Genomic DNA, 23,275 nt, shown 5'->3' with positions numbered 1-23,275 from the left:
ACTTTGCACCGAAATTAGATGGTCACTTTAAACCGAAACGAAGTGGTCACTTTAAATTGGAAAACAGTGGTCAATATGACTGAGTTTTACAGTTTAGAAACATTAAACCAAATTGACGCTGATAAATTTGGAAACTTATGTTTGATAAGTAATAATACAAACTCTCGACTTTGGAATTTGCCACCAGAAGGCAAAAAATCTTATTTTCTGAATACAAACAAATATGAAAGTTTGAAACAAAAAATTATGCTTCATGAGCCAAAATGGACATTGACAGAAATTGAAAAACACGGAAAAGAAATGATAAACAAACTAATTGTAAAATAATAGCGAACGCACAGCAGTTTGGCAAAACGTTAGCGGCAAACTTTAAAGAATATGAACATATCAGAACAGCTTATCCTAGATTGAAGGATTAGTTAGAGATAAAATGTTTGTAGAACAAAATATTGTTGAGAGTAAAAGCTTTGATAAAATTACAGACACAATCGATTAGTAACAGATCCACTCTCTAAAAGCCGGTAAATTTGAGTTTCGAGATTTAAGTAGCCGAAAGTTTCGGTTTTACGAAGAAAGGTTTATTTTCGGCAGGGACAACTCCATTAATTTCCTTGACAGCCAAGATATGCCGAACGTTAGATGAAAACTCAAAAAAAAACAGAAAAACTAAAAATAAATTTAAAAGTACAAATATGTCCTTAACCTATAATCATCGTGAAGAATTAAAGAAAGCTATACTGTTGCTTGAAAACCCTGGGATTGCAGCAAAAATTACAAATTATATAGGAAAACCAATCGAAAAAGGTTTTGAACTCCTTCCGAAAAATTGGAATGAAAAAATTGGAGAAGTCACAAAAACTGCACTTCTGAAAGCTACTGATGCAGCTGTATTTACAATGAATGATGCTCCAAATTCTGAATCGTCAAATTGGTGGCATAAATTTGGAGTTGCGGCTTCTGGCGCTGTAGGAGGCTTTTTTGGGTTACCAGCCTTGGCTATTGAACTTCCGGTTTCTACAACAATCATGTTACGGTCTATTGCAGATATTGCTCGTAGCGAAGGAGAGTCTATAAACCATCCTCGCACAAAATTAGCGTGTCTTGAAGTTTTTGCGCTAGGTGGAGAAAATAAATCTGACGACAGTACTGATAATGGATACTTCGTTATCAGAGCTGCACTAGCTAAATCAGTATCAGAAGCTGCAGAATTTATTGCTACTAAAACTCTTGCAGAAGAAGGTGCCCCTGCATTGATTAGACTCATCGTGAAAATTGCTGAACGATATAGTATACAAATTTCAGAAAAGTTAGTGGCTCAATCTATTCCGATAATTGGTGCTGCTGGTGGAGCTGCTATAAACACAATATTCATCAACCATTTTCAAGATATGGCCAGAGGTCACTTTATTGTTCGAAAATTAGAAAGAATTTATGGAAAGGAATTCATTGAATCTGAATATAAAAAAATGCTTGCAAAAGAAATGGCGTAAAGTATATTTGCCTAACCATCGTTTGACTATATGATCGGTAGAGGCTTAATTTGAAGAAGCTCTTGTAGTTGAAAAATTAGTTATAAAGTAAAAGTTTAAGCTTTTTCAAACGTCAGATCGCCAAAAAACCAAAATTATTTTATGGCGGCTTATAGTTGTCAGCCGTCAGTGTATAGCCAGCCCGCAAAGAGCACATTTATTTTTTTTTCCAAAACAAATTCCAATAGTAAAAAAACAAAAGAGCTGTTTCTTGCCAACACTCGAAGAAATTGAATTAAAAAAATATGAGCAGACTCCAAACAATCGAAAATCGCCTGAGAGAAATAAATGCAACCTTATTTCAAGAGCTTTGCGATAGTTATTTAATTCTGAGAGAGCCTAATTTTCTGGCTGTATCCAGGACTGGAAGCCAGACAGGAAAACAAAAGACAACAAAAGGAACACCTGACAGCTTTTTTCAGCTGCCAAACGGCAAGTTTTTATATTCAGAAATTACAACTGATTCCAGTACAAAAGACAAGCTGGCTAATGATATAAAAGCTTGTTTTGACTCCGTTAAGACCAAAATACCTATTGATAAAATTCAAGAAATCATACTTTGCTTCAATTGGAACATAGATCAAAAGAAAATAACTGAACTCAATACATTAGCCCAAAGTTTTAATGCTGATATTAAAATCCGCTATTTAATGCTCCAGGAATTGGCTATAGAGCTTCACCTCAATCATAGAGATCTAGCCCATCATTATTTAGGCTTACCATTAGATACAGGCCAAATTATATCAATAGACCACTTTATCAAAGAGTATGATAGAGCGTCAAAAGGCATTGCTACTCCTTTGGACAATAAATTCCTTCACAGGGAAACAGAATTAGAACAATTAAGCAATGCAATAGACAGCCACGACTTTATCGTACTTACAGGAGCACCCGGAGTTGGAAAAACAAGGTTAGCGATTCAAACCATTACCAATTATCTGGTAAAGAATCAATCGTATCAAGCCTATTGCGTTTCCTATAAAAGCCATACTTTGCTTGATGATTTGTATCAATATTTCAATGCAGAAAAAGACTACCTGCTTTTTGTTGATGATGCCAACAGGATTGATGCATTTGAACAGATAACAGGCTTTTTTAAGTCCAATAGAAATGGCAAGCTTAAAGTAATAATTACTGTACGAGATTATGCTTTTCAAGAAATCGGAAAGAAATGCCAGGAGTTCTCAACCCAGAGAGTGGATTTGGAGAAGCTGAGCGATGAGCAAATTATTGATATCATAAAATCGGAACCATTTAAAATTTTGAATCCTGATTATCATAATGAAATAGTCCGTATCTCTGACGGCAATCCAAGATTAGCCATCATGACTTCCCTATTGGCAAAAAAGGAACAAGACTTATATGCATTACATGATGTTTCCGATTTATTTGAAAAATATTTTTCCACTTTCATCAAAGATGACGGCAAGTTTGAAAATCCCTTAAATATCAGATGTCTTGGACTTATAGCTTTCTTTTATACCATTGCGTATAAGAATAAAGAAGCAACAGAATCAATTTTAGAAAAATTTAATATTTCATACAATGACTTTATAGATACGATTGATATACTGGACAAGCTCGAACTTGTAGAAATACAATTTGAACACGTAAAGGTTCCTGAGCAGAATCTTGCCGTTTTTTTCTTTTATAAAGCATTTATAAAAGACAGCTTGCTTTCTTTTGCGGTGCTGCTAAACAACTATTTTGAAAATTTTAAAAATAGATTTACCGACAGCGTCATACCTGCAAATAATACATTCGGCCCGCAAAATGTGATGGACAAAATTAAGCCTGATTTAGTTGAATTTTGGAGCTTGGTTCGAACCAATAATGAAAAATCTTTTAATTTTCTGAATTCATTCTGGTTTTATTTACAGGACCAAACTTTAGAGTTCACCTATAACTGCATACAAACATTTCCGAGAATTGAACAAACCCATTATGACACTTCTTATACTAATAATCAGTTCCATTTCAAAAAGGATGAGCTAATAGAATTACTAGGCAAGTTTTTGCGTATTAACAGCAATTATTTAAAAGATTCAATTGAACTGCTGTTCGAATATGCAAGGAGAAAACCATCTCAGCTGCCGGAACTTATCCATAAAATACGAGAATTAATGCTATTTGACAGAGATGATGAGCAATACGATTTTTACAGGCAGAAAACTCTATTCGATGTATTGATACATGGCCTGAACAATGATGATGAATTGCTTTCAACATCCTTTTATGAGCTTTCAAAAACTTTCTTGTCCCATCAATTTCTACAATTTAAAGGAGCCAGGAACAATAGTTTTGTCCACTACCACTATTCGCTCCCTAACAACACTGTTATACATGAATTTAGAGTTAAAATATGGGATTCGTTAAATAATAGTTTTGAATCCCGTCCCGAAATGGCTTTCAGATTATTAAAGAATTTTGCACAGCCCCGCCCCGAAGCAAATAATGAAATAATGGAATTTGACATTCCATTTGTTCTGAAGATCATCGCTAATCATTTGAAAAATGAAAATTTTGAACATTGCAAATATGTTCAAGACCAGATTAGCTGGTTTAAAATACATAAATTCAATTTCCCTGAATTCTCTGACTTAACCAAGAAATTTGTTAATGAAATATACCTATTGTTCTTAAAATTAGACTGGAATAAATATCAGGATAAGGAAATGCATGACTTTGAAGATCAGCAGGAATATGAAAAATTAAAAGAGGCGGAAATAAGGAGCTCATTTGTATTAGCCCATGAGGATGGAATCAATCACTTTTACAATACTTTCATCCTATTAAAAAACTTAGCTCAGAACGACTGGGATTATGGCCATGTATTGGATTTTGTTATTGATGAAAATTGTTCCAAAGACTTCGGCATCGGTCTTGGCTTATTGAAAAAAATAATTGAACAGGGAAATGAGATTGGCTATGTCCCAGATGCTGTTTTTAGAAATCAGCTGACAACTGCTGGTAGGGCTGCCGATATCTGGGATATTTTCCATGTTAAGCTTTTAATTAAAAATGATTTAGATGGTATTTTGAGCCGCATCAAAAAATTTTGGTTCATTTTATCTGAAAATAATTTCAATGTTTCAAAATCATTGAAAAAATATAAGCTATCACTGCAAAAGTGCTTTAATCTTAAAGAATCATGGGAGATGTCATTTTATAATCACATAGATGATTCGTTAATCAATAAAAGACTGTCTGATTCATTAGCTGAAACAATTTCAAATATGAGCAGCTCCACTACAATCTTCTTTGACAGACTAGAGCGTTTTTTAAAAGTATCTCCAAACTTATTTCATATATTGTTAAAAATCATTACAGAAAAAAATGAAAAAGAAGGTACGCAATTGCGGGTCGGGATGAACTTTTTCAGCACATACTTTGACAGCGCCGGTGATGACATTGAGCTGATAAAAAAAGCCTACATCCAACAGAAGGTTATTCTAAACCGTTTTGACCACCAGGGAAAAGGGATGCTGGAAATATTAAAAGCTGATAAAAATTTCCTGGTCGAATTTGTTGAAAGTTTATATTCAGCAACTGACAGACATAGTCTTTCCGGCAAAGGCAGCGATATGGGTTATGTCTGGAAGATAGAAAACATAGAAGAGACTTTAATCAAGGTATTTGACTTAGTGATTGAAAAGGATTTATACCTTGGCATATCAGAACACTATTGTAATGTTTTCTTTAGAAATCTAAAAGAAGAGCAGAAAAAAAGAGCTGATGATTATATTAAACAATACGTAAGAGACAACAATGGCGATTATAAAAAAATGCAAGTCATTGTTGACCTGATTAGGCATTCCAGAAAAGAATTATTTGAAGAAATATTCTTGTTATTTATCTCAATAAACCAAGATAAAGAAACTTTCGGCAGATTAATGTGGAGAGGAAACGGTGGAATGTATAAAGGTGACGTAATTATTGGAGATATTCAAGCATCAGAATGGAGAAATATACTCGATATAGCCAATAAATCAGCTTTAGGACTAAAGTTGATCCCAATAAAGAACTATATAATTCAGCAGATTGAATCTTGTTTAAGAAGCGGAGACTGGGAAAGACAGCGAAAATTTTTAAGAAAAAATTACTAATAAGCTGAGATGCAGATAACGGTGAAACCTATTTTAACAATTATTGCTGTTATGCAGCTTAACTGACAAACTAGAAAAAAAATGACTAGAACTATATCAGCATTTTGAGCCCTCTGCCTACCGCTTTTCATTTTCACTCAGAGAAAGAATGCAGAAAAATGGGAGAAAGCCACTTCAGAGATGGACTAAACCAATAAGGGGGATACTATCAATTTGAGGTCAAAAAAAAAAATTTAGAATGGTCTGATTTTAGATTCACTGTCTGCAGACAGCTCCCGGACATAAAAATTGAACCGTCTTTTTAGCCCCGATAGCAGTGGAAATCCTTCTGCGCCGTGGTCCGGCGCAGAAGATTGGAGCGCATAGCGGGAAAAGCTCGAAAAAAGAAGAAAAAGCTTTATCTTACTGCGCATCAAAACAATACCCGCTAAAAAACAAACCAGCCCCAATATCCCCCGTGATCCCTTGACCCGTCTACCCTTTTTGCCTGTTTTTACCCCATGAACCCTGAAGAAATAAAACGTTATTTTGAGAGTAATCCTCCCCCTAAGGAAGTCCAGCTGACACCGTGGGTCAATATCACCGACACCCAGGTTTTTTTAAAGAGCTGCTACAGCACGGTTAGAAACTTCACCGGTCCGGTGGACCGCTGTCCGGCATTCTGGCACCTGAGGGATTTATATATCCTGATCAAAAAAACCGCCCAGAAGGCCGCTGTGGAAAAAATTAAGGAAACTCCTTTTGAGGAAATCCCAGATGAAACTTCTTCCCAAGCGCAGAGAGCTGATTAAAATTATCCGCAGAGAGCCTGGCTCAAAAAAGACAGCCCTGCATTACTTCTGCGGGGCTGTCTTTTTTATTTCTGATTTATTGCCGCAAAACAGGCGAAACAAATTAGATTTTAAATACGAATTTATTTTTTTGTTATATCTATAATAGTTGGTCTGGGTGTAGTAAAATCTACCCATGGATTAGTTCCTAAAAACTTCTCACCTCGTACTCCAGGGGATTTGTAGCGCATTACAAAATCTTCAGGACCATGGGCATAAGCAACAATTAAGCCGTCTTTTGGATTCATATATCCTGCATGTATCCCTAATCCGGGATAGCTTAAACGGACTGCTTTATCATTTTTTCCTATTCGTTTCACTGTAAGCTGAATCATTGTATTATCAGGCAGCACAAAAAACCAGGTAAATGATCCTCCCGCAACCACAGTCATCACTTCATCTATACCCGTTCCGTCATCAGAGCTGTTCACATGAAAAGTACCATATTTTCGAAGCCCGTCAGCTTGTCCTTCTGCCGACCATGACATCATATCATAAATTTTGGGGTAAGGAGTATTTCCAACTTCGATGGTGCCTAAGCTTCCTCCCCCTTTAACCACAGGGACTCTTCGGGCTAATTTAATCTGCTCTAAAAGAGCTTCTCTGTCCATAGTGAAAAACGAACTTACTCTGCTTGTTTCTCCGGTTGTCAGAGCTCTTTTGCTTGAAAGTTCCAAAAGAGGTTTAACTTCTGCTGGGATTGCAACTAAGGTTCCATGAACACCGATTTGTTTTAAAACAGCGTTTACATCTTTAAAGCCCAGAGCATCAGGACGGCCGTCACTAAACTGAACCCTTAAGCCGTCCTGAATTTGATTTTGAGCAAAAGAGACTGCAGATGCCAGCATTAAAAATGCTAAAAGTAAATAAGATTGGACAGCTGGAAATCTATCTAGTCCGGCTGCTGTGATTGTGTTACTAAAATTTTTCATTTTTTAAATATTTTAAATTATTATTAAAACGGTCTGCATCTATATTTCAGATCTGCTCCGCTTTTTGATATTGTAATAATATCACAGCACAAAGTTGCGTCATATAAATAAAAAAAAAATTAAGATATCTTAAGAAAGCAAAAGACGCATTAAAAAGCGCCCCCTTAAAATTGCCAATGCTGTTTTTAATAAAAAAACAGACAGCACCTGCTGCGGGAGGCGCTGTCTGTTTTGACTATCTCAATAAAATGTTTTAAAGCCCCAAAGAGGCCTGCTATTTTAATCTTGAGGCGTGTTTTTTTCGAAGGTAGCTTAAAAACTCCGGTGCCATGCCTAAATAAGAGGCAATGATATATTGCGGAAAACGCTGTTCTATATTTCGATACTGAGAAATAAATTTCGAATATTTTTCATAAGAGTCCATGCTTAAATTCTCTATGGTTCTCTCCTGCAGGGCAACATAAGCACTCTGCATTTTTAATCTAAAAAAATTAGGCATTTCTTTGACTTCTCTGAATAACTTATCAAGTGAACCTGAACTTATTTGTATCACTATAGTTTCTTCTAATGCCTGAATGTACATCTTGGATGGTTTTAGAGAAAGATAACTGTACAAATCATTTATCCACCAGTTCTCAATACCGAGCTGGAGTGTATGTTCCTGACTTTTTTCATCTAAGTAATATACCCTCATAGCTCCTTGAGAGATAAAACGCATGTGTTTTGAAATTTCGCCGGGCTGCAGTAAATATTCTTTCTTTTTTAGATACTTAATTTCTAATTTAGAAATTATAAGCTCCGCATCAGAACCGCTCAATTCGATCATCCCTTTTAAATGTTCAATTAGTCCTTCTTTTAATTCATTTTCATTGATCATATAAGCAGCTTAAAGTTTTCATTGCGCATTTGAAAAAACGGTTTTTATTTTTTGTCCGGGTCAGCAAAAATACAGCATAAACCCTATGTTCCGATAACTGCCTGCATAATTTTAAAAAATAGATCATCTGCTGAACTTTTATTAGAAAATCTAAATTTATAAATTTAATTATCCAGCTTCAAACCCACCCTCAAGCCATCTGAGAAAATCACTGGCTTTTGCCTTGCTGATGATAATAATCTCCGGAACTTCAGCGGATAACTTAGCTACCAGTTTTCTTGAAAAATACCGCTCTACTGATTCAACAGCATCCCTGTTAATGAGGAACTGGCGGTTTGCTCTGTAAAACTGCTCATGGCTAATAGTGCCTTCCACCTCATCTAAACTGGAGGCCATAAAATAGCGCTGGCTGTTTAATGTGGTAATCTTTACCACATTTTTCTTATCAAGGTAAAAAAAAGCTATATCATTTACTTTTAAAGGTACAATTCTTTCACGCTGTTCAACCAGAAGTGTTATTTTATAATTAGACTTCATCTGCTGTCCAAGTGCACTTATAGTGCGGGCTGCTTTTTCCGGTTCAAAGGCTTCCTGCATAAGTCTGAATTTCTGCAGAGCTGCCTCTACACTCTGAACCGAGACAGGTTTCAAAATGTAGCTTACTGCGTTGACATCAAATGCCTCCATCATATAACTGTCAAAAGCAGTGCAGAATATAACAGGGCTCTTGACGGAAATTTTATTGAATATTTCAAAACATAAACCATCAGCCAGCTGGATATCAGAGAATATAAGATCCGGGTGCGGGTTGTTATTAAGGTACAGCAGGCTCTCCTCAACGCTGTCTATAATTGCTAAAATCTCGATATCAAAGCCCTTAAAGCAAAGTAGGATCCTCTGCAGTTCCTTAGCCATTTTTATTTCATCTTCTATAATTAGTATTTTCATGGTCTTATAATTGGGAGCATTACAGTAAACTCATTGGCATTGTTTATTATATGTATATCACGGCTAAAGAGCAAATTATAGCGCTGTATGATATTATCCAGACCAATTCCTGTAGCATGATGCACTGAAATCTTAGGCTGAAAATTATTGGATACAACCAAAAATTCTTCATCCTTAATGTAAATATCAATCTTAAGGGGTCTTGCCATAGAGGCAATATTATGCTTGATTGCATTTTCGATCAGAAGCTGCAGCGTTAAAGGAGGCAGAACTGTCTTTTTCATATTTTCATCTACGTTTATACAGATCATAATAGCATTTTCCATCCTTGTCTTTAAAATATAAAGATATGATTCGATAAATTTAAGCTCTTCCTTCAATGAAGCTTTATTTTTCTTTTCGTAGAGTACAACATACCGGTATACACTGGCTAATTCCGATACATAATTTTTTACATTTTCTTCCCGGGTCAGTGTACTGAGCGTACTGAGTGTGTTAAATAGGAAATGCGGGCTCAGCTGTTCCTTTAAAGAAGACAGATTAGCTTCCAGCTGCGCCTGTTTCAATTTTGCAATTTCTATTGCATGCTGCTGTTTTTCGCGCAGGATATGTGTATAATACAAAATAAAATAATACAGGCAGCTAAGGAGTTCTGCTCTCAAAAGCATCCCAAAATATTTTTTAGGGCCGTGCATCTGATAAGCGAATTGATTAAATAAGATAATTCTATCTGAAAAAAAACCGCAGATCAGATCAAATCCAAAAATTAAAAAACCAGATGCCATAATGCTCAGCGCAGCATATCTTTTCTGCTTATTGTCAAATTTTAATTGATTGTTCCTTTTTAAAAGGGAGCTGTGGGTCAGCCAGCATAAAAAGCAATATAAAAATGTAAATGCCACAACCAGCAGTGTGTCATTCCATCGAATCTCATCCATTCTGATAAGAAACAATGAGAATGCTATCATGGATAAAAGAATAGATGAAAGCACTCCGAGTTTCCAGTCAATCTTTTGGATCTGCATGTTTTTTTTCACATTTAAAATTACGGGCATAGCAGTTTCTATTTTTTATTTTAAAAACACTTTAACTATTACAAATTTATAGCATTATTCCGGCCCTGCTCCCATGGCAGTCTTAAAACAGGCAAAATGAATTCTCAACCAGCCAAAACCAATCTCGAAAAGGGCACAGGGTTAATCTTGAGCTTTATCTGAAATCTTCAGGTTCTCTGAGCAGGATTTTTACTAAACTATATTCCCGCCCGCTTCACTTCAAAATTTGCCCGTTTAGAGCAGAAAGCGCTTTTACCACTGCTTGAGCATCGTTTAATTTGCATCAAAATTAATGCTTCTACGAAAAAAAACGATAATGAAAAAACAAATTTTAATCTTATTTCTTGCCTTTAAGGTCCATGCGCAGAAAGAATTTACATTGCAGCAATGTATTGATTATACATTAAAGAATAATCCTTCTCTTTTTGTGCAGCAAAATAATGTTGCCATAGCAAAAGCAAAATCATGGCAGACCCTTTCGGAATATCTTCCCCAGGTATCGGGTTCTGCCACTATGCTCAATAACATTCAGCTCCAGACCAATGTGCTGCCTGCTGGAATCCTGGGCCCGGATCCATCCGAAATTACTTTTGGCACCAAGTATAATACCAACGCAGCTGTAGATGTAAAGCAGATCATTTATGACCAATCTAAAATAACCGGGATCAAAGCCGCCAAGCCCTATGCTGAGATAAGTGTTCTGCAGCAGAAACAAAATCAGGAATTATTGATTTATAATACCGGAACCGCTTACTACCAGGTATTGATATACAGAGAAAAACTGCACATACTCAAATCCAACCAGCAGAAATATGAACAGATGGTTAAAGTACTTCAATATCAATACGAGAAAGGAACAGTACTGGAAAAAGATGTTGACAGAGTACAGGTAAACCTCAATACGACAAGCTATCAGATCCAAGATTCACAAACCAAAGAAATACTGGCCCTGAACATACTGAAAAATGCCATGGGTATGGATGCAGAAGAGAATTTTAATATAGTTCCTACTGTTAACTATGAGCTTCTGGCCGCGGGAAATTTTGATGAAAATCTAGTATTGGATAATCTGACAGAAACCGCGATAGACGAACAGTCACTGGAACTTCAGAAATACAGCCTGAAGGCCAAACAAGCCTCTTTTATTCCCACTTTAACTGCAGTGGGGCGTTTTGGACAGCAGGCGCTGAATAATGATTTTTCCAACAGTTTTAACAATTGGAGCGCTTTCTCTTATGTAGGTCTTTCGCTTAATGTACCAATTTTCAGCGGTTTTAAACGAAAAAGCGAAGTTCAGGAAGAAAAGTTAAAACTTAAAAATGAAGAGCTGAATTTTAAAATCAATAAACAAAACCTGGAATTACGTTTTGACAATGCAAAAACAGCGATGGGCACTGCATACAGCGCTTACATGAGCAGTAAGGATAATATGGTGCTGGCAAAAAAATTACTGGATGTCACCGATTATCAATACCAGAGAGGGGTTACAAATCTCACAGACTACCTTAATGACGATCTGGCATATAAGGAATCCCAGAGTAATTACATCAATAGTCTATACAATCTTATGATCAGCCAGATGGATTACCAAAAATCAAAAGGATCGCTTCTAAGCTTTATGAGCCAGATCCGTTAAACTTTAAATACAATTTATTACAGAAAATTAAATCTACAACGTATGAAAAATACAAATCAAAAAAAAAGGAATTTGATTATACTGGCATCATTCTGCTTACTGGTAATTTTACCTATAATTATTGTCCTTGCAGGCAACAAAAAGAAAATCAATGAGTCCGCCAGACCCGTGGACAGGACAGATATCCCTGTGGCCGTATCAGTTATGACTGCAAAGATCTCCCCTTTGAAAACTAATGATCAATATCCCGCAACAATTGAGCCTTTGGACCAGGTCATGCTGTATGCACAAAACAGCGGTATGATCGCCCTGTTGGATTTATATCTGGGCAAGGAGTTAAAGAAGGGACAGGTTATCGGGAGGCTTGATACACGCATACTGCAAATAAATTTAAAAAATGCACAGATAGAAAGAAACCTTGCAGCGATTAACAAGACCAAAAAACTTGACGATTACAACCGCGCCAGAGATCTCTTTGAAAACAATGCCGGACTTCAGGTAAATATGCTTACTGCTAAAAATGAATTCGATAACGCTGTAAATAAACTTGAAAATTCAGAAATACAGATACGGCTGATCCAGCAGCAGATCCGAAACTCCATAATCATTTCGCCTCTGAGCGGCGCGGTCTCCGCCCATATGATTAAACAAGGGGAGTTTGTCAGCCCCGGCAGCCCTATTGCAACTATAAGCAATACGGCAGCAGTTAAAGTTACCGTTTTTGTAGATCAGCAGATGAGCTATAAATTAAAAACCGGAGAATCAGCTGTAATTACCTCGCCCTTGTTCGGAGAGGAAACCTTCAAGGGAAAAATTAATTATATCAGCTCAGTGTCTGACAGCAATCACAATTATCAAATAGATCTACTTATCTCAGAGAAAAAAGGCATCCTGCTTAAAGGAGGTACAGATGTCCAAGTTTCATTTAACACTGTTTCGAAAAAAGAAGCCTTGCAGATTCCTAAATCTTCACTTATCAATGACAGCAAAGACCCCTATGTATTTATTGACAATAATGGAAAAGCCGTCACTAAAATAATTAAAACGGGAATTATACAAAACGACCTTGTTGAAGTACTTTCAGGTTTAAACGAGGGTGACAGAGTTATTACCACCGGCCAGATTAATTTACGAGCAGGCAGTACTATAAACATTATAAAATAATATCAGCAATGACATTAACAGAACTATCCATAAAACGTCCCCTGCTTATAATTACCGCATTTACAGCGCTTATACTCTTTGGGATTTTAGGTTACACCAGTCTGAATTACAATCTGCTGCCTACCTTTGAAACAGGTAATATCAGTATTAGAACTGTGCTTCCCGGAGCATCGCCTGAGGAAATCCAAAATAAAATTTCCAAACCTATTGAAGAAGCAGTAAGTACGGTAGAAGGAATTGACAAGGTAACCTCAAGCTCGCTTCAAAATGTATCTTCGATTCAGGTTGCCCTGAAATCCGGGGTTTCAGATGTCCAGGCGCAGCAGGACATTGAAAGAGCTATCAATCAAATAAAATCTACACTGCCCGATAACATTGATGACCCCGTGGTCAACCGTCTGAGCACCGATAATTTTGCCATATTGAATATCTCTGCAACAGGGAACATCTCTTCAAAGGACCTCTATCTTTTAATTGACAAGGACATAAAGCCAAAGCTGAGCAGTGTAAAGGGTGTAGGTCAGATCAATATCATAGGGGGACAGCCAAGAGAAATAAAAATTCTGCTGGATAACAGTAAACTCCAAATGTATGGCCTATCTGCAAAACAAGTTTTTCAGACTGTTGCTGCCAACAGTATTTCCATACCCGGAGGAAACATATCGGGTGAAAAAGAGAATTTATCCATTACCATCAACGGCGACTATAAGCAGGTAAGTCCATTATCGGAGATTGTGCTCAAGGACAATGGTTCGGGAAGCCGTGTATTACTATCTGATGTAGCGGCAGTGAGCGATGCGCAGCAGAAAACAACTACGCTGAACCGTATGAATAATAAACCGGGAGTCGGCATACAGATATTCAAAACCAATGATGCCAATGCCGTAGATGTAAGCCAGCAGGTAAAAGACAAGCTCAATGAGCTAAAAAAAACTTATAAAGCACAAGGATTTAATTATGAGATTGCTTCAGATCAGTCCATATATACGCTCAGTTCGGCAGATGCAGTGATGCATGACCTGTTTATGGCCGTGATCATTGTTGGTCTGGTCATGCTGCTGTTTCTGCACAGTCTGCGAAGTTCCTTCTTTGTAATGGTCGCTATACCCTCAGCGATGATCCCTACATTTATTGTCATGTACGCTATGGGATTTTCATTAAATCTTATGACCCTCTTAGCACTTTCATTAGTGATAGGAATCCTGGTGGATGACAGCATAGTGGTTTTGGAAAATATCTTCCGGCATATGGAAATGGGCAAGAAAAAAGAACAAGCAGCACTTGACGGCCGTAATGAAATTGGATTTACAGCTCTGGCCATTACACTTGTAGACGTAGTGGTCTTCCTGCCAATGGCTTTTGCAGGAGGCCTTATCGGAGGAATACTACGAGAATTTGCCGTTGTGGTGGTGGTTTCCACACTAATGAGTTTATTGGTAGCCTTCACTTTAACACCGCTAATGGCTTCACGCTTTGCCCGACTCGAACATCTGACAAAGCAGACATTATGGGGACGCATAATCCTTGGTTTTGAGAATCTGCTTGAAAATGTTAAAAACACCTATGGTGAGCTTCTGAACTGGGTGCTGCAAAACAAACGTTATCTATTTATAGTGGTTATATTATTAATTGCCGGTTCCGTTTCTCTTGTTCCTTCAGGATTTATAGGATCATCTTTTGCGGGGGACAGCGACCGTGGCGAACTGGCCATACAATTGGAAACAGCTGCAGATACCCCGATACGCCAGACTAACCTCCTTGTAAAGCAGGCCGAGCAGCTGATGCTTAAACACCCAGAGGTCAAAAATGTTTATACGCTGGTCGGGACCCAGACAGGAGCAAAAGGGGACGGCGAAAACCTTGCGGAACTTTCAGTAACGCTCATTGATAAAACTAAACGTGATTTTACAGCGGATCAATTTGGAGTCACGGCCAGAAATGAAATTGAGAAGATACCAGGACTTCAGGTAACCGTAATTCCAACAAGCATCACAGGAGGTGTAAATGCACCGATCCAGGTTGTTGTAAAAGGAACCGATATTGACAGTCTTTACAGCGCGGCTGCAAAAATTAAACAAGTTGTAATGCAGACAGCAGGGACTGATTACGTGCGTTACAGCACCAAAGGGACTGTAAAACAGATTAAAATAACTCCCCAGAGAGATCGCATAGCGAAACTGGGACTTACTCTTCCAGACGTGGCCCAGAGCATCCAGCTGGCCTTTAACGGAAATGACGATACAGAATTCATGCAGGGAGATGATATCTATAAAATAAATGTAGAAATCAGCCAGACCGACAAGCAGGATATTGAAGCGATCAGAAATCTTTCCCTAAACGGCAGTAAGGGGCAGTTAATAAAACTCTGGCAGGTTGCTGATGTAGAAGAAGTAATGGGACAGTCGATCCTGCAGAGAAGTGACAGACAAAATTCCATAACAATAACTTCCGCAGCCGTTGGACGTCCTTCGGGAACCATTGTACAGGATATTCAGGCTGCTGTGGATAAGGCTGGCTATCCTGCCGGTATCGAAGTGGATTTTCAAGGGGACTCCAAAAATCAAAAAGATGCTTTTATGAGTTTAGGTATTGCATTGATCATAGCCATACTTCTTGTATATATGGTAATGGTAAGTCTTTATGAAAGTCTGGTCTATCCTTTTGTGGTTATTTTTTCGGTGCCCGTAGCCCTGATTGGAGCGCTGCTTGCCATAGCCCTGACAATGAACCAGCTGACCATTTTTACTATTATTGGAATAATTATGCTGCTGGGACTTGTAACTAAAAATGGCATTCTTATCGTGGACTTTGCCAATCATCTTAAAGAGAAAGGCTTCAGCGCCAAAGAGGCCTTAATAGAGGCAGGGAAAGAAAGGCTTCGTCCAATTATTATGACAACTTTCGCCATGATATTAGGAATGCTTCCCCTGGCACTTTCTCAAAGTCCAGGTTCTGAATTCAAAAACGGGATGGCATGGGTTCTGATTGGGGGACTTACAAGTTCTTTTTTACTCACGCTGTTTCTTGTTCCTGCTGTATATATGATTGTAGAAAAATTGATGGTGCGGTTCAAATCAAATTCAAAACATACCGACAGGAATTTCTAATAAACAATGAGTTTACAGCAAGCTGTTATACAGCTGTGAAATATATTAATAATGAAAATAACAATATGACAAAGTCAATAAAACATATAGCATCGATAAGTCTGCTACTGCTCTGTTTTCAGGGCAGGGCACAAGACCTAAAACTTGCAGGATTAGAATACTTAAGTTATCCCAAAGTGAAATTCAAAGATGATGCCGGCGGAAATAAAGCCGCTTTCAGCGAAGCAGGTGCCTTTGTAAGTTTTCCTAAAATGCTCCAGGACAAGAAAACTATTTTAGTTAACGGGCTTCAGTACGGAATTGTAGAAACTGCCATTTACAATGATGACCTATCTTCAAAAAACGAGATGACATTTCATAAAATAAGTTATTCCTTTACCTACATTCACCGGTTTAATGAAAAATGGACATTCATAGGCCGCCTCTCTCCCACACTGGCCAGTGATTTTAAAGATAAACTTTCCTGGCATGATTTTATTGTTCAGGGAAATGCCATGGTTACCAAGAAATTTAACGATAATGTAATTGGAGGGGCAGGATTAATATATACCATGCGGTTTGGAAAACCGCTGCTGTTTCCAAGTATTCAGTACCAATACAAAAAAGACAGGCATGCATTGAATATCTATCTGCCGATATTTGCCAATTACGTTTACCAGACCGGCCCGGAGAACAAAATCGGGCTTGGTTTCAGGGCAGCAGTAAACGGGGCGAACTTTAATGCAAGCTCAAAAAGTTTTTCAAGTGATACTGAAATGGACCGGTTCAATTATGCACGAGCCAACATAGGCCCATTTGTTAATTACCAGCTTACAAAAACTTTACTGATTGAAGCTTCCGGAGGAATCAGCACCATGCGTATGTATCAGTTTGAAGATCTGGCCGGCAGCAAACACAAATTCGATTCCGAATCAGGAGGCTTTTTTAATATAGGAATTATACTGCTACCTCCGAGTCCCAAAAAGCAGCTCACTCCCGAAGCTCAGGAGTAACTCTTTTAAGAAGTTTTAAACTTTTTATCAGCAGAATAATATCAGTGGTCTCTTAATACAAACACACTTTATAGTATTAAAAACATAAACCACTGATATTTTCTTAAAATATTAATGCTTAAAATTTAAGTTTAAACAATTAATGTTCACCGCTAAAACTGCAGTAAATTGATGTAATTCAATACAATAATTAATAAAGCTTACAAAAAATTGAATAATGCGAAATGAAACATGAATATTTTTTTTACTAAATACAGGTTAACTTATTTTCTTTTTTGCATGATATCGTACTCTTGTTCCAATAATTCACAATACCATTCCTATGCTTATAATAGTGCTTTATATTACGGTCAGGACTGTACTGAAATGCCGCACGTAAACTTTACCAATTTAATACAAAAATCCAGCAATCTGTCTTTTTTATTCAACTCGGAAGAACTCAAAAAATCAGCTTCGAAATATTCATGCCCCACAGGTTATTTTAGTTTATTTCCTGGAGCCAACAGTATCACTGCCATTAACGATAATGGATCTGTATTAGCTGTAAACAGTCTTTCTCTCAATACAAATGAAAATATGAGCCTTTTTGCTTTGGAAGATTCATCCAAAAAAATATTTTTCTTAGGATTCAAGGACACCTGGTCCGCACCTGCCAGAGGAAAATCTCTGATCCGATTTATAAATCTTTCCAGAGACAGCCAGATAATAACTCTTCAAGGAAATGGACTAAAAGTAAACAAAGAGTTAGCGTATAAACAGGCAACCGCTTTTATCGAGGTTGAAAATGGATACTACTGGATAAAATATCGTCAGAGCAGATTAGCTAAAAATGCGCATTATAAAACTCAGATGAAGCTGGAATCCGGCGGTATATATACCATATGTTCTACTGGCTTAACACGTGCGGCTCAAAAAGAAAACACTTTTTGCGCCTCCATTATTCAAAACTATTGACAAGTTGTGATTCATTTTAAAAGAAACTTATACCAATGCTTAAATCACCCATCAGCTTAAATTATTTATTAAAGCCTAACATTAAGATTTTACACAGTTCTAAAATTAAATCGAATTTGCTCTTTTTGCTGATTTTTTGTATCAGTATTTCACCTTTGTCAGCTCAGACGGTACATCAATATAATAATCCCGGCGCAGTCTGTTACAGCGAAACAGTTTTTGAGAAGAAAGCAAAAAACCCAAAAGGAGTTATAGTAGTTGAAGTACCTGCAGCAGATATTAAATTTCATGCTTTAAATAACAGGTACATATCCTCCGGCCTTTTTAGTGACTATAATTTTTTATACATCCGCGTTATTGAAAAGCAGAATAACTTCCCTCTTAATTGTTATGAGCAGATTATAAATGTAAACTCTTTTGTAAACCGTATTGAAAAATCTTCATATTATTTAATTAGCGAAGAAAATGGTTTTTCTCAAAATGATGAGAATTCGAATCCGCAGAAATATGAATTTAAAATTATTGCAGCGAAAGACATGGAACTTCAGCAAATAAAAGACGAGATTGAAAAAAAAACAACCACCACCAACTATTTTATGCCTATTGTTTACACCACACAGGAAGTAGATGCCGAAAAAATGGCTAACTACAAAAAAAACTTTGATATAGGATTTAATTATAATCCCTTTTTTCTTACCGGAGCTAAACTGGGTATTGACAAAACAGCAATAGGTTTACTTGGGATTTCATTAAAAAAAAACACCGGCCATACTACTGCCCTGGTTCTAAATTTAAATTACTCGATCGCCAATAAGACCAAAACTAAAGAAAAACTCCAGACCGTCAGCAGGGATACCATAAATGCACATGCTCTTTTCGGCGCCGATCTCACTTTTAGAAAATATTATAATAATGAAGAGCCTCTGAGATACTTTTCTTCAGCAGGACTGGGTTTTTATTCCCTGATAGATGTTAAATTAAGAAGAAAGCAGACTTCTGTGTCAAAAAAAAACAGCGAAAACCAATACATCACACTACTTTATGATTTTGGGCTGGAATACAGACTCTCTCCCAGCTTAAAAGTAAATGCTGCACTTCCTTTAAAGTACTATATCAACAATGGAGGCTCAGGAAGTCTTAACACTTTTGGATTCGGTGTTAATATGGGATTTTCATACACCCTGAATCCAGGAAACCTTGCAAAAAGAAAATAACCTTCAGAAACATTCACATGGATTATAAAAATCATTTATCAAAATCAGTGCTGGATTTTCAAAAAAACATTTTCTCGCTGGCTAATTGTATTCGTCACTGTACTACAGGGGGAGTTTTAAGATTATTATCTCTATTTTTCTTTTTTCTATACTCTAATGGGGTAAATGCACAAAACGATTCAATCGAAAAAAAAACGGCAACTGCTATTTTTTTAAGCCAGCCGAATTTCAGTATGCATAAGGATAATTATTTTATTACAGGTACTTCTTTCAGAGATGGTCCATCAACTAACAATTCAGATGTTAAATTCCAGATAAGTTTTAAATATCGAATAAATCAGAAACCATTATTTGATAACGTATACTCCTATCTCACCTACACCCAGAAATCTTTTTGGGATGTCTATCAGAAATCAAGTCCATTCGGCGATATAAACTTTAATCCCGGCCTTGGCCTTATAAGACCCTACATGAGTAAAAAAGGACGATTAGGATATTATTCCTTAATGCTTGAGCATGAGTCAAATGGCAAAGACAGCATCTCTTCAAGAAGCTGGAATTTTATTTCGTTTAACTGGGGTGCAGAAGTAAGTCCAAAATTAATTATTGATGCAAAACTAACCATTCCATACGGCTCGTTATCAGATAATCCCAAACTGCCTAAATACATTGGATACGGAGATCTTGCTTTCACTTATATTTTCATTCCTCAAAAACTTTACGCAAAGGTAATAGTAAAAAAAGGAGCTGACTGGGACTGGAGAGGATCAGTTGAAACACAGTTGTTTTTCAAAGTAATTCCGACATCAAATCTGTATATGATGCTTCAGGGTTTTCATGGGTATGGTGAAAACTTACTGCAGTATAATCAACAGGCCAGTATGATTAGATTTGGATTTGTGCTCAAACCAAATTTCATGAATTTCTTTTGAATACAGGCCGTTTACAAACTGAAAATATTAAAAATAAAGGTTTATGGGTGCAATATGTCTAAAAGAAACACCAGCTGTCCGCTTCAATATTAAATATGCCTGCTTAATACAGATTGTCTTTTCACAAAACATTTAATATGCCTTTTTTTGCATTGTATCAAAGCTCTCAGGAACAAAAACATTTAAGTTTCTAAACCAGTAAATCATACGGGTTCATTGTTCAAAAAACTGTAATAATAAAGACATCTAAATTCAGATAGACAGCCTTAATTTATTATCAAAGAATATAAATATTAATAAAAATCGTTATCATGAAAATTAAAAATGCAGTAATCGCTCTATTACTAAATTTATCAGCAGTCCTGACAGTTCATGCCCAGCACCGGGCAGCAGCAAAAATTACAGTTACTAAAAAAATTCCTCACAGCAGAGTAAGTGTTTATAATGGAGTAAATTACCATTATGCTGATGGAATTTATTACCGTCCTTACCAAGGAGGCTATACAATTGTCAGACCGCCCGTAGGGATTCATGTAAATGTTTTACCAGCTGGTTTTGCAACTCTTATTCTCGCAGGGACATCCTACTATTATTTGAATGACGTATACTACATCCAGATTCAGCCAAATACTTATAAGGTAGTTGAAAAACCTGATGAGAAGATAATATGCCATGAACATTCCGAATTTATTTCACAGCTCCCGCAAGGCGCCGAATCAATTTCAATAAACGATAAAAATTATTACCGCGTTAACGACACCTATTACGAAAAGATTACTTCTGAGAATGGAGAAATCAGCTATAAAACAGCAGGTAAAAAGACAAAATAACTCAAGTGGACCTGACATATTTTATGCCGCAAAAAGTTAAATTTTTTCTCCTATTAATAGAAAGGCATTTCCTTTTTGCGGAAAAAATGCTGCAACGCTGTTTTTTGAAAACTAGAATTCGGCATTGGTAAGTTTGGGCTGACTTGTAGCTGAATATAAAAAACAACCCTGCGAAATATTTCGATTGAATCTTGATATTTTTTTTATCTGCTGCAAATAATCTAATCTCTGATCAAGTTTGAAATACAATTCGATCTTTTAATCAATAATACTTACCGGTTATTTTTTTTATAAACTCAATAACGGGTTCTGTCGCATCTGTTAAATAAATTTGAGATAAATCAAGAATTTAAAATTTAAGCAGCCAATCTGCAAAATGATCTAAATATACTTATCCCAGGTTTAATCATCTGATTTTTTCTCAACATATGACAACTTCAATTCCTCCAAGGGTTCTTTTAGCAGACTCAAAACTTTTAAAGCCTAATCCATTTTGTATGCGCCATTTGATAAAACGATCGTCCTGTTCGACAACATTGTTAAGATATTTACATTGCCGGATTCTAATCTTTGAGAACGAACGCTTATTATAGACTGTTATAGCTGCAGTATTAGAACCGCTTTTATCTATGTTTATTACTCTTGGCCGGACATTATTACCAATTGCTTTAATTAGAAATGACTGAGCACTCATTCGCTGTCTTCTCTTTGTTAAAAGAAAATCAACTGTATTGGCCAATTTATCAACAGGCCTATATAGATAACACCAGGTGCCTTTCACTTTTATATATGTTTCGTCAAAGTCGCCAGCTGTAATCTACTTGATGCTTCCGCTTTCTCATTTGTGATTCTATGAAGGGAGTAAATTTGTAGACCCAACGTTGAATTGTAGCATGGTCAACCTCGATACCACGCATCTTCATTATTTCTTCAATATCCCTATAAGTTAAAGTGAATCTTAGTTTAAAATATACAGCTTGAAGAATAATCGTTTTTGGATAACTATGACCTTTTGTATTCATTTTGGAATTCTAAAGGTAATAGTTTATTCACACATGCGACAGAACCATTGATTAGGTTCTGTCGCATCTATCAGAATCAAATATAAGAATTTAAGTGATTTAAAATTTAGCACGCCAGTTTACAGAATGATTTAAACATAGATTTCCCTGGCTTTACCATCTGATTCTTTCTAAGCATATGTACAACTTCAATTCCACTCAATGTTCGCCTGGCCGATTCAAAACTTTTAAAACCTAACCCGTTTTGTATTCGCCATTTTATAAATCGATGGTCCTGTTCTACAATATTGTTGAGATATTTACACTGCCGGATTTTAATCTTTGAGAATGAGCGTTTGTTATATACTTTGATCGCAGCGATATTAGAACCACTTTTATCAATGTTTATTACTCTTGGTCGGCAGTTATTACTAATTGCTTTAATTAGAAATGACTGAGCGCTCATTCCCCGTCTTTTTCTGGTCAAAAGAAAGTCTACTGTATTGCCTAATTTATCAACTGCCCTGTACAAATAACACCAAATACCTTTTACCTTGATATAGGTTTCATCTAATCTCCAGCTCGCTCCCACTCTGCCTTTTCTCTTCTTCATCTCTGCCTCAAGCAAAGGTGCAAACTTATAAACCCAACGCTGAATTGTAGCATGATCCACAAGCACTCCTCTAATTTTCATTATTTCCTCAACATCACGGTAACTAAGTGTAAATCTTAATTTAAAATACACTGCCTGAAGAATGATATATTTTGGATAACAATGACCTTTAGTATTCATCTTTTGATCGGTTTAAAATTCTAAAGATAAAAGTTATTCCCAGATGCGACAGAACCATTAAAAATATCATATTACATTTAAAGGCAATATCAGATGTAAACTTGATGAATTTTTGCTTCAACCCCAACGGGACTTCCAAACCAAATTACCAAAGCCAATGGAAGACATACACTACATATAGTAAGCCAATTTCTTCAAATCATCCATGAAATTTATAGAAATTTGTCCCGTAGAGGTCACTACACAGCCAAATGGCGTCAATTGAAGACAATTGGCGCCTTTTTTTTATATTCCTTATTAATTAAATGTGTTTGATTTATTTTTGCTAATTTTAATTTTAATCATTTTGAACTGAAGAAAAAAAACTAAAAAAAC

Annotated in this window: 17 protein-coding genes and 1 pseudogene; 12 read left to right on the top strand and 6 right to left on the bottom strand. The window is 36.4% G+C overall.

Annotation, left to right across the window (positions count from 1 at the left end):
• The first annotated feature begins 18 nt into the window (after nt 1-18).
• The 4 genes from HNP35_RS23685 to HNP35_RS23670 all read left to right on the top strand — a co-directional run bounded on the left by HNP35_RS23685 (nt 19) and on the right by HNP35_RS23670 (nt 6,426).
• Nucleotides 19-327 (top strand): GmrSD restriction endonuclease domain-containing protein, encoded by a 309-nt coding sequence (locus HNP35_RS23685; protein ID WP_184168229.1) that lies wholly within the window; start codon nt 19-21, stop codon nt 325-327.
• A 365-nt stretch (nt 328-692) separates the two neighbouring features.
• Nucleotides 693-1,490, top strand: a complete 798-nt coding sequence (locus tag HNP35_RS23680; RefSeq protein WP_184168227.1) for an EcsC family protein — start codon at nt 693-695, stop codon at nt 1,488-1,490.
• A gap of 284 nt (nt 1,491-1,774) precedes the next feature.
• The gene (locus HNP35_RS23675; RefSeq protein WP_184168225.1) at nt 1,775-5,635 is read left to right on the top strand and encodes an ATP-binding protein; all 3,861 of its coding nucleotides are present in this window, start codon (nt 1,775-1,777) and stop codon (nt 5,633-5,635) included.
• Between the two features lie 500 nt (nt 5,636-6,135).
• Nucleotides 6,136-6,426, top strand: a complete 291-nt coding sequence (locus HNP35_RS23670; RefSeq protein ID WP_184168223.1) for a DUF6965 family protein — start codon at nt 6,136-6,138, stop codon at nt 6,424-6,426.
• A gap of 122 nt (nt 6,427-6,548) precedes the next feature.
• Here HNP35_RS23670 and HNP35_RS23665 read toward each other — a convergent pair whose 3' ends face one another.
• The 4 genes from HNP35_RS23665 to HNP35_RS23650 form a co-directional block, all read right to left on the bottom strand.
• On the bottom strand, nt 6,549-7,397 hold the full coding sequence (locus HNP35_RS23665; protein WP_221433493.1) for a hypothetical protein: 849 nt from the start codon (nt 7,395-7,397) through the stop codon (nt 6,549-6,551).
• A 274-nt stretch (nt 7,398-7,671) separates the two neighbouring features.
• Nucleotides 7,672-8,274 (bottom strand): Crp/Fnr family transcriptional regulator, encoded by a 603-nt coding sequence (locus HNP35_RS23660; protein ID WP_184168221.1) that lies wholly within the window; start codon nt 8,272-8,274, stop codon nt 7,672-7,674.
• A 168-nt stretch (nt 8,275-8,442) separates the two neighbouring features.
• Entirely contained in the window at nt 8,443-9,222 is a 780-nt protein-coding gene (locus HNP35_RS23655) for a LytR/AlgR family response regulator transcription factor (protein WP_184168219.1), read from the bottom strand.
• Nucleotides 9,219-10,277 (bottom strand): sensor histidine kinase, encoded by a 1,059-nt coding sequence (locus HNP35_RS23650; RefSeq protein WP_184168217.1) that lies wholly within the window; start codon nt 10,275-10,277, stop codon nt 9,219-9,221. The genes HNP35_RS23655 and HNP35_RS23650 overlap by 4 nt, the downstream gene beginning before the upstream one ends.
• Nucleotides 10,278-10,593: 316 nt before the next feature.
• Here HNP35_RS23650 and HNP35_RS23645 point away from each other — a divergent pair, with 316 nt between their 5' ends.
• The 8 genes from HNP35_RS23645 (at nt 10,594) to HNP35_RS23610 (ending at nt 21,106) form a co-directional block, all read left to right on the top strand.
• A complete protein-coding gene (locus HNP35_RS23645) occupies nt 10,594-11,913 on the top strand; it encodes a TolC family protein (RefSeq protein WP_184168215.1) in 1,320 nt (439 codons plus the stop codon).
• 42 nt (nt 11,914-11,955) lie between these two features.
• A complete protein-coding gene (locus tag HNP35_RS23640; RefSeq protein WP_184168213.1) occupies nt 11,956-13,077 on the top strand; it encodes an efflux RND transporter periplasmic adaptor subunit in 1,122 nt (373 codons plus the stop codon).
• 8 nt (nt 13,078-13,085) lie between these two features.
• A complete protein-coding gene (locus HNP35_RS23635) occupies nt 13,086-16,184 on the top strand; it encodes an efflux RND transporter permease subunit (protein ID WP_184168211.1) in 3,099 nt (1,032 codons plus the stop codon).
• Between the two features lie 65 nt (nt 16,185-16,249).
• Complete coding sequence (locus tag HNP35_RS23630; RefSeq protein WP_184168209.1) at nt 16,250-17,176, top strand: DUF6268 family outer membrane beta-barrel protein; 927 nt, start codon at nt 16,250-16,252, stop codon at nt 17,174-17,176.
• 279 nt (nt 17,177-17,455) lie between these two features.
• Entirely contained in the window at nt 17,456-18,130 is a 675-nt protein-coding gene (locus HNP35_RS23625; protein ID WP_184168207.1) for a DUF4397 domain-containing protein, read from the top strand.
• A 35-nt stretch (nt 18,131-18,165) separates the two neighbouring features.
• Nucleotides 18,166-19,344: a hypothetical protein gene (locus HNP35_RS23620; protein WP_184168205.1), complete on the top strand. Its 1,179-nt coding sequence runs from the start codon at nt 18,166-18,168 to the stop codon at nt 19,342-19,344.
• Between the two features lie 17 nt (nt 19,345-19,361).
• Nucleotides 19,362-20,276: a phospholipase A gene (locus tag HNP35_RS23615; RefSeq protein ID WP_184168203.1), complete on the top strand. Its 915-nt coding sequence runs from the start codon at nt 19,362-19,364 to the stop codon at nt 20,274-20,276.
• Nucleotides 20,277-20,587: 311 nt separating this feature from the next.
• Complete coding sequence (locus HNP35_RS23610) at nt 20,588-21,106, top strand: DUF6515 family protein (protein WP_184168201.1); 519 nt, start codon at nt 20,588-20,590, stop codon at nt 21,104-21,106.
• A gap of 356 nt (nt 21,107-21,462) precedes the next feature.
• Here HNP35_RS23610 and HNP35_RS23605 read toward each other — a convergent pair.
• Together HNP35_RS23605 and HNP35_RS23600 are read right to left on the bottom strand one after the other, a co-directional pair.
• Nucleotides 21,463-22,128 (bottom strand): annotated as a pseudogene (locus HNP35_RS23605) (IS6 family transposase).
• A 106-nt stretch (nt 22,129-22,234) separates the two neighbouring features.
• Nucleotides 22,235-22,900: an IS6 family transposase gene (locus HNP35_RS23600; RefSeq protein WP_184168199.1), complete on the bottom strand. Its 666-nt coding sequence runs from the start codon at nt 22,898-22,900 to the stop codon at nt 22,235-22,237.
• Nucleotides 22,901-23,275: the final 375 nt, after the last annotated feature.

The sequence above is a fragment of the Flavobacterium notoginsengisoli genome (assembly GCF_014207905.1).
In the GTDB taxonomy this organism is placed as follows: Bacteria; Bacteroidota; Bacteroidia; order Flavobacteriales; family Flavobacteriaceae; genus Flavobacterium; species Flavobacterium notoginsengisoli_A.
Note: the sequence above shows the minus strand (reverse complement) of the source record. Positions and strands in the feature narration are given on the sequence as shown.

What these genes read in the sequence shown, in the direction of transcription:
- HNP35_RS23600 (WP_184168199.1), bottom strand. Translation starts at nt 22,900, where the DNA reads ATGAATACTAAAGGTCATTGTTATCCAAAATATATCATTCTTCAGGCA.
- HNP35_RS23650 (WP_184168217.1), bottom strand. Translation starts at nt 10,277, where the DNA reads ATGCCCGTAATTTTAAATGTGAAAAAAAACATGCAGATCCAAAAGATT.
- HNP35_RS23625 (WP_184168207.1), top strand. Translation starts at nt 17,456, where the DNA reads ATGATATCGTACTCTTGTTCCAATAATTCACAATACCATTCCTATGCT.
- HNP35_RS23615 (WP_184168203.1), top strand. Translation starts at nt 19,362, where the DNA reads ATGGATTATAAAAATCATTTATCAAAATCAGTGCTGGATTTTCAAAAA.
- HNP35_RS23680 (WP_184168227.1), top strand. Translation starts at nt 693, where the DNA reads ATGTCCTTAACCTATAATCATCGTGAAGAATTAAAGAAAGCTATACTG.
- HNP35_RS23630 (WP_184168209.1), top strand. Translation starts at nt 16,250, where the DNA reads ATGACAAAGTCAATAAAACATATAGCATCGATAAGTCTGCTACTGCTC.
- HNP35_RS23670 (WP_184168223.1), top strand. Translation starts at nt 6,136, where the DNA reads ATGAACCCTGAAGAAATAAAACGTTATTTTGAGAGTAATCCTCCCCCT.
- HNP35_RS23660 (WP_184168221.1), bottom strand. Translation starts at nt 8,274, where the DNA reads ATGATCAATGAAAATGAATTAAAAGAAGGACTAATTGAACATTTAAAA.
- HNP35_RS23610 (WP_184168201.1), top strand. Translation starts at nt 20,588, where the DNA reads ATGAAAATTAAAAATGCAGTAATCGCTCTATTACTAAATTTATCAGCA.
- HNP35_RS23685 (WP_184168229.1), top strand. Translation starts at nt 19, where the DNA reads ATGGTCACTTTAAACCGAAACGAAGTGGTCACTTTAAATTGGAAAACA.
- HNP35_RS23635 (WP_184168211.1), top strand. Translation starts at nt 13,086, where the DNA reads ATGACATTAACAGAACTATCCATAAAACGTCCCCTGCTTATAATTACC.
- HNP35_RS23665 (WP_221433493.1), bottom strand. Translation starts at nt 7,397, where the DNA reads ATGAAAAATTTTAGTAACACAATCACAGCAGCCGGACTAGATAGATTT.
- HNP35_RS23620 (WP_184168205.1), top strand. Translation starts at nt 18,166, where the DNA reads ATGCTTAAATCACCCATCAGCTTAAATTATTTATTAAAGCCTAACATT.
- HNP35_RS23640 (WP_184168213.1), top strand. Translation starts at nt 11,956, where the DNA reads ATGAAAAATACAAATCAAAAAAAAAGGAATTTGATTATACTGGCATCA.
- HNP35_RS23645 (WP_184168215.1), top strand. Translation starts at nt 10,594, where the DNA reads ATGAAAAAACAAATTTTAATCTTATTTCTTGCCTTTAAGGTCCATGCG.
- HNP35_RS23675 (WP_184168225.1), top strand. Translation starts at nt 1,775, where the DNA reads ATGAGCAGACTCCAAACAATCGAAAATCGCCTGAGAGAAATAAATGCA.
- HNP35_RS23655 (WP_184168219.1), bottom strand. Translation starts at nt 9,222, where the DNA reads ATGAAAATACTAATTATAGAAGATGAAATAAAAATGGCTAAGGAACTG.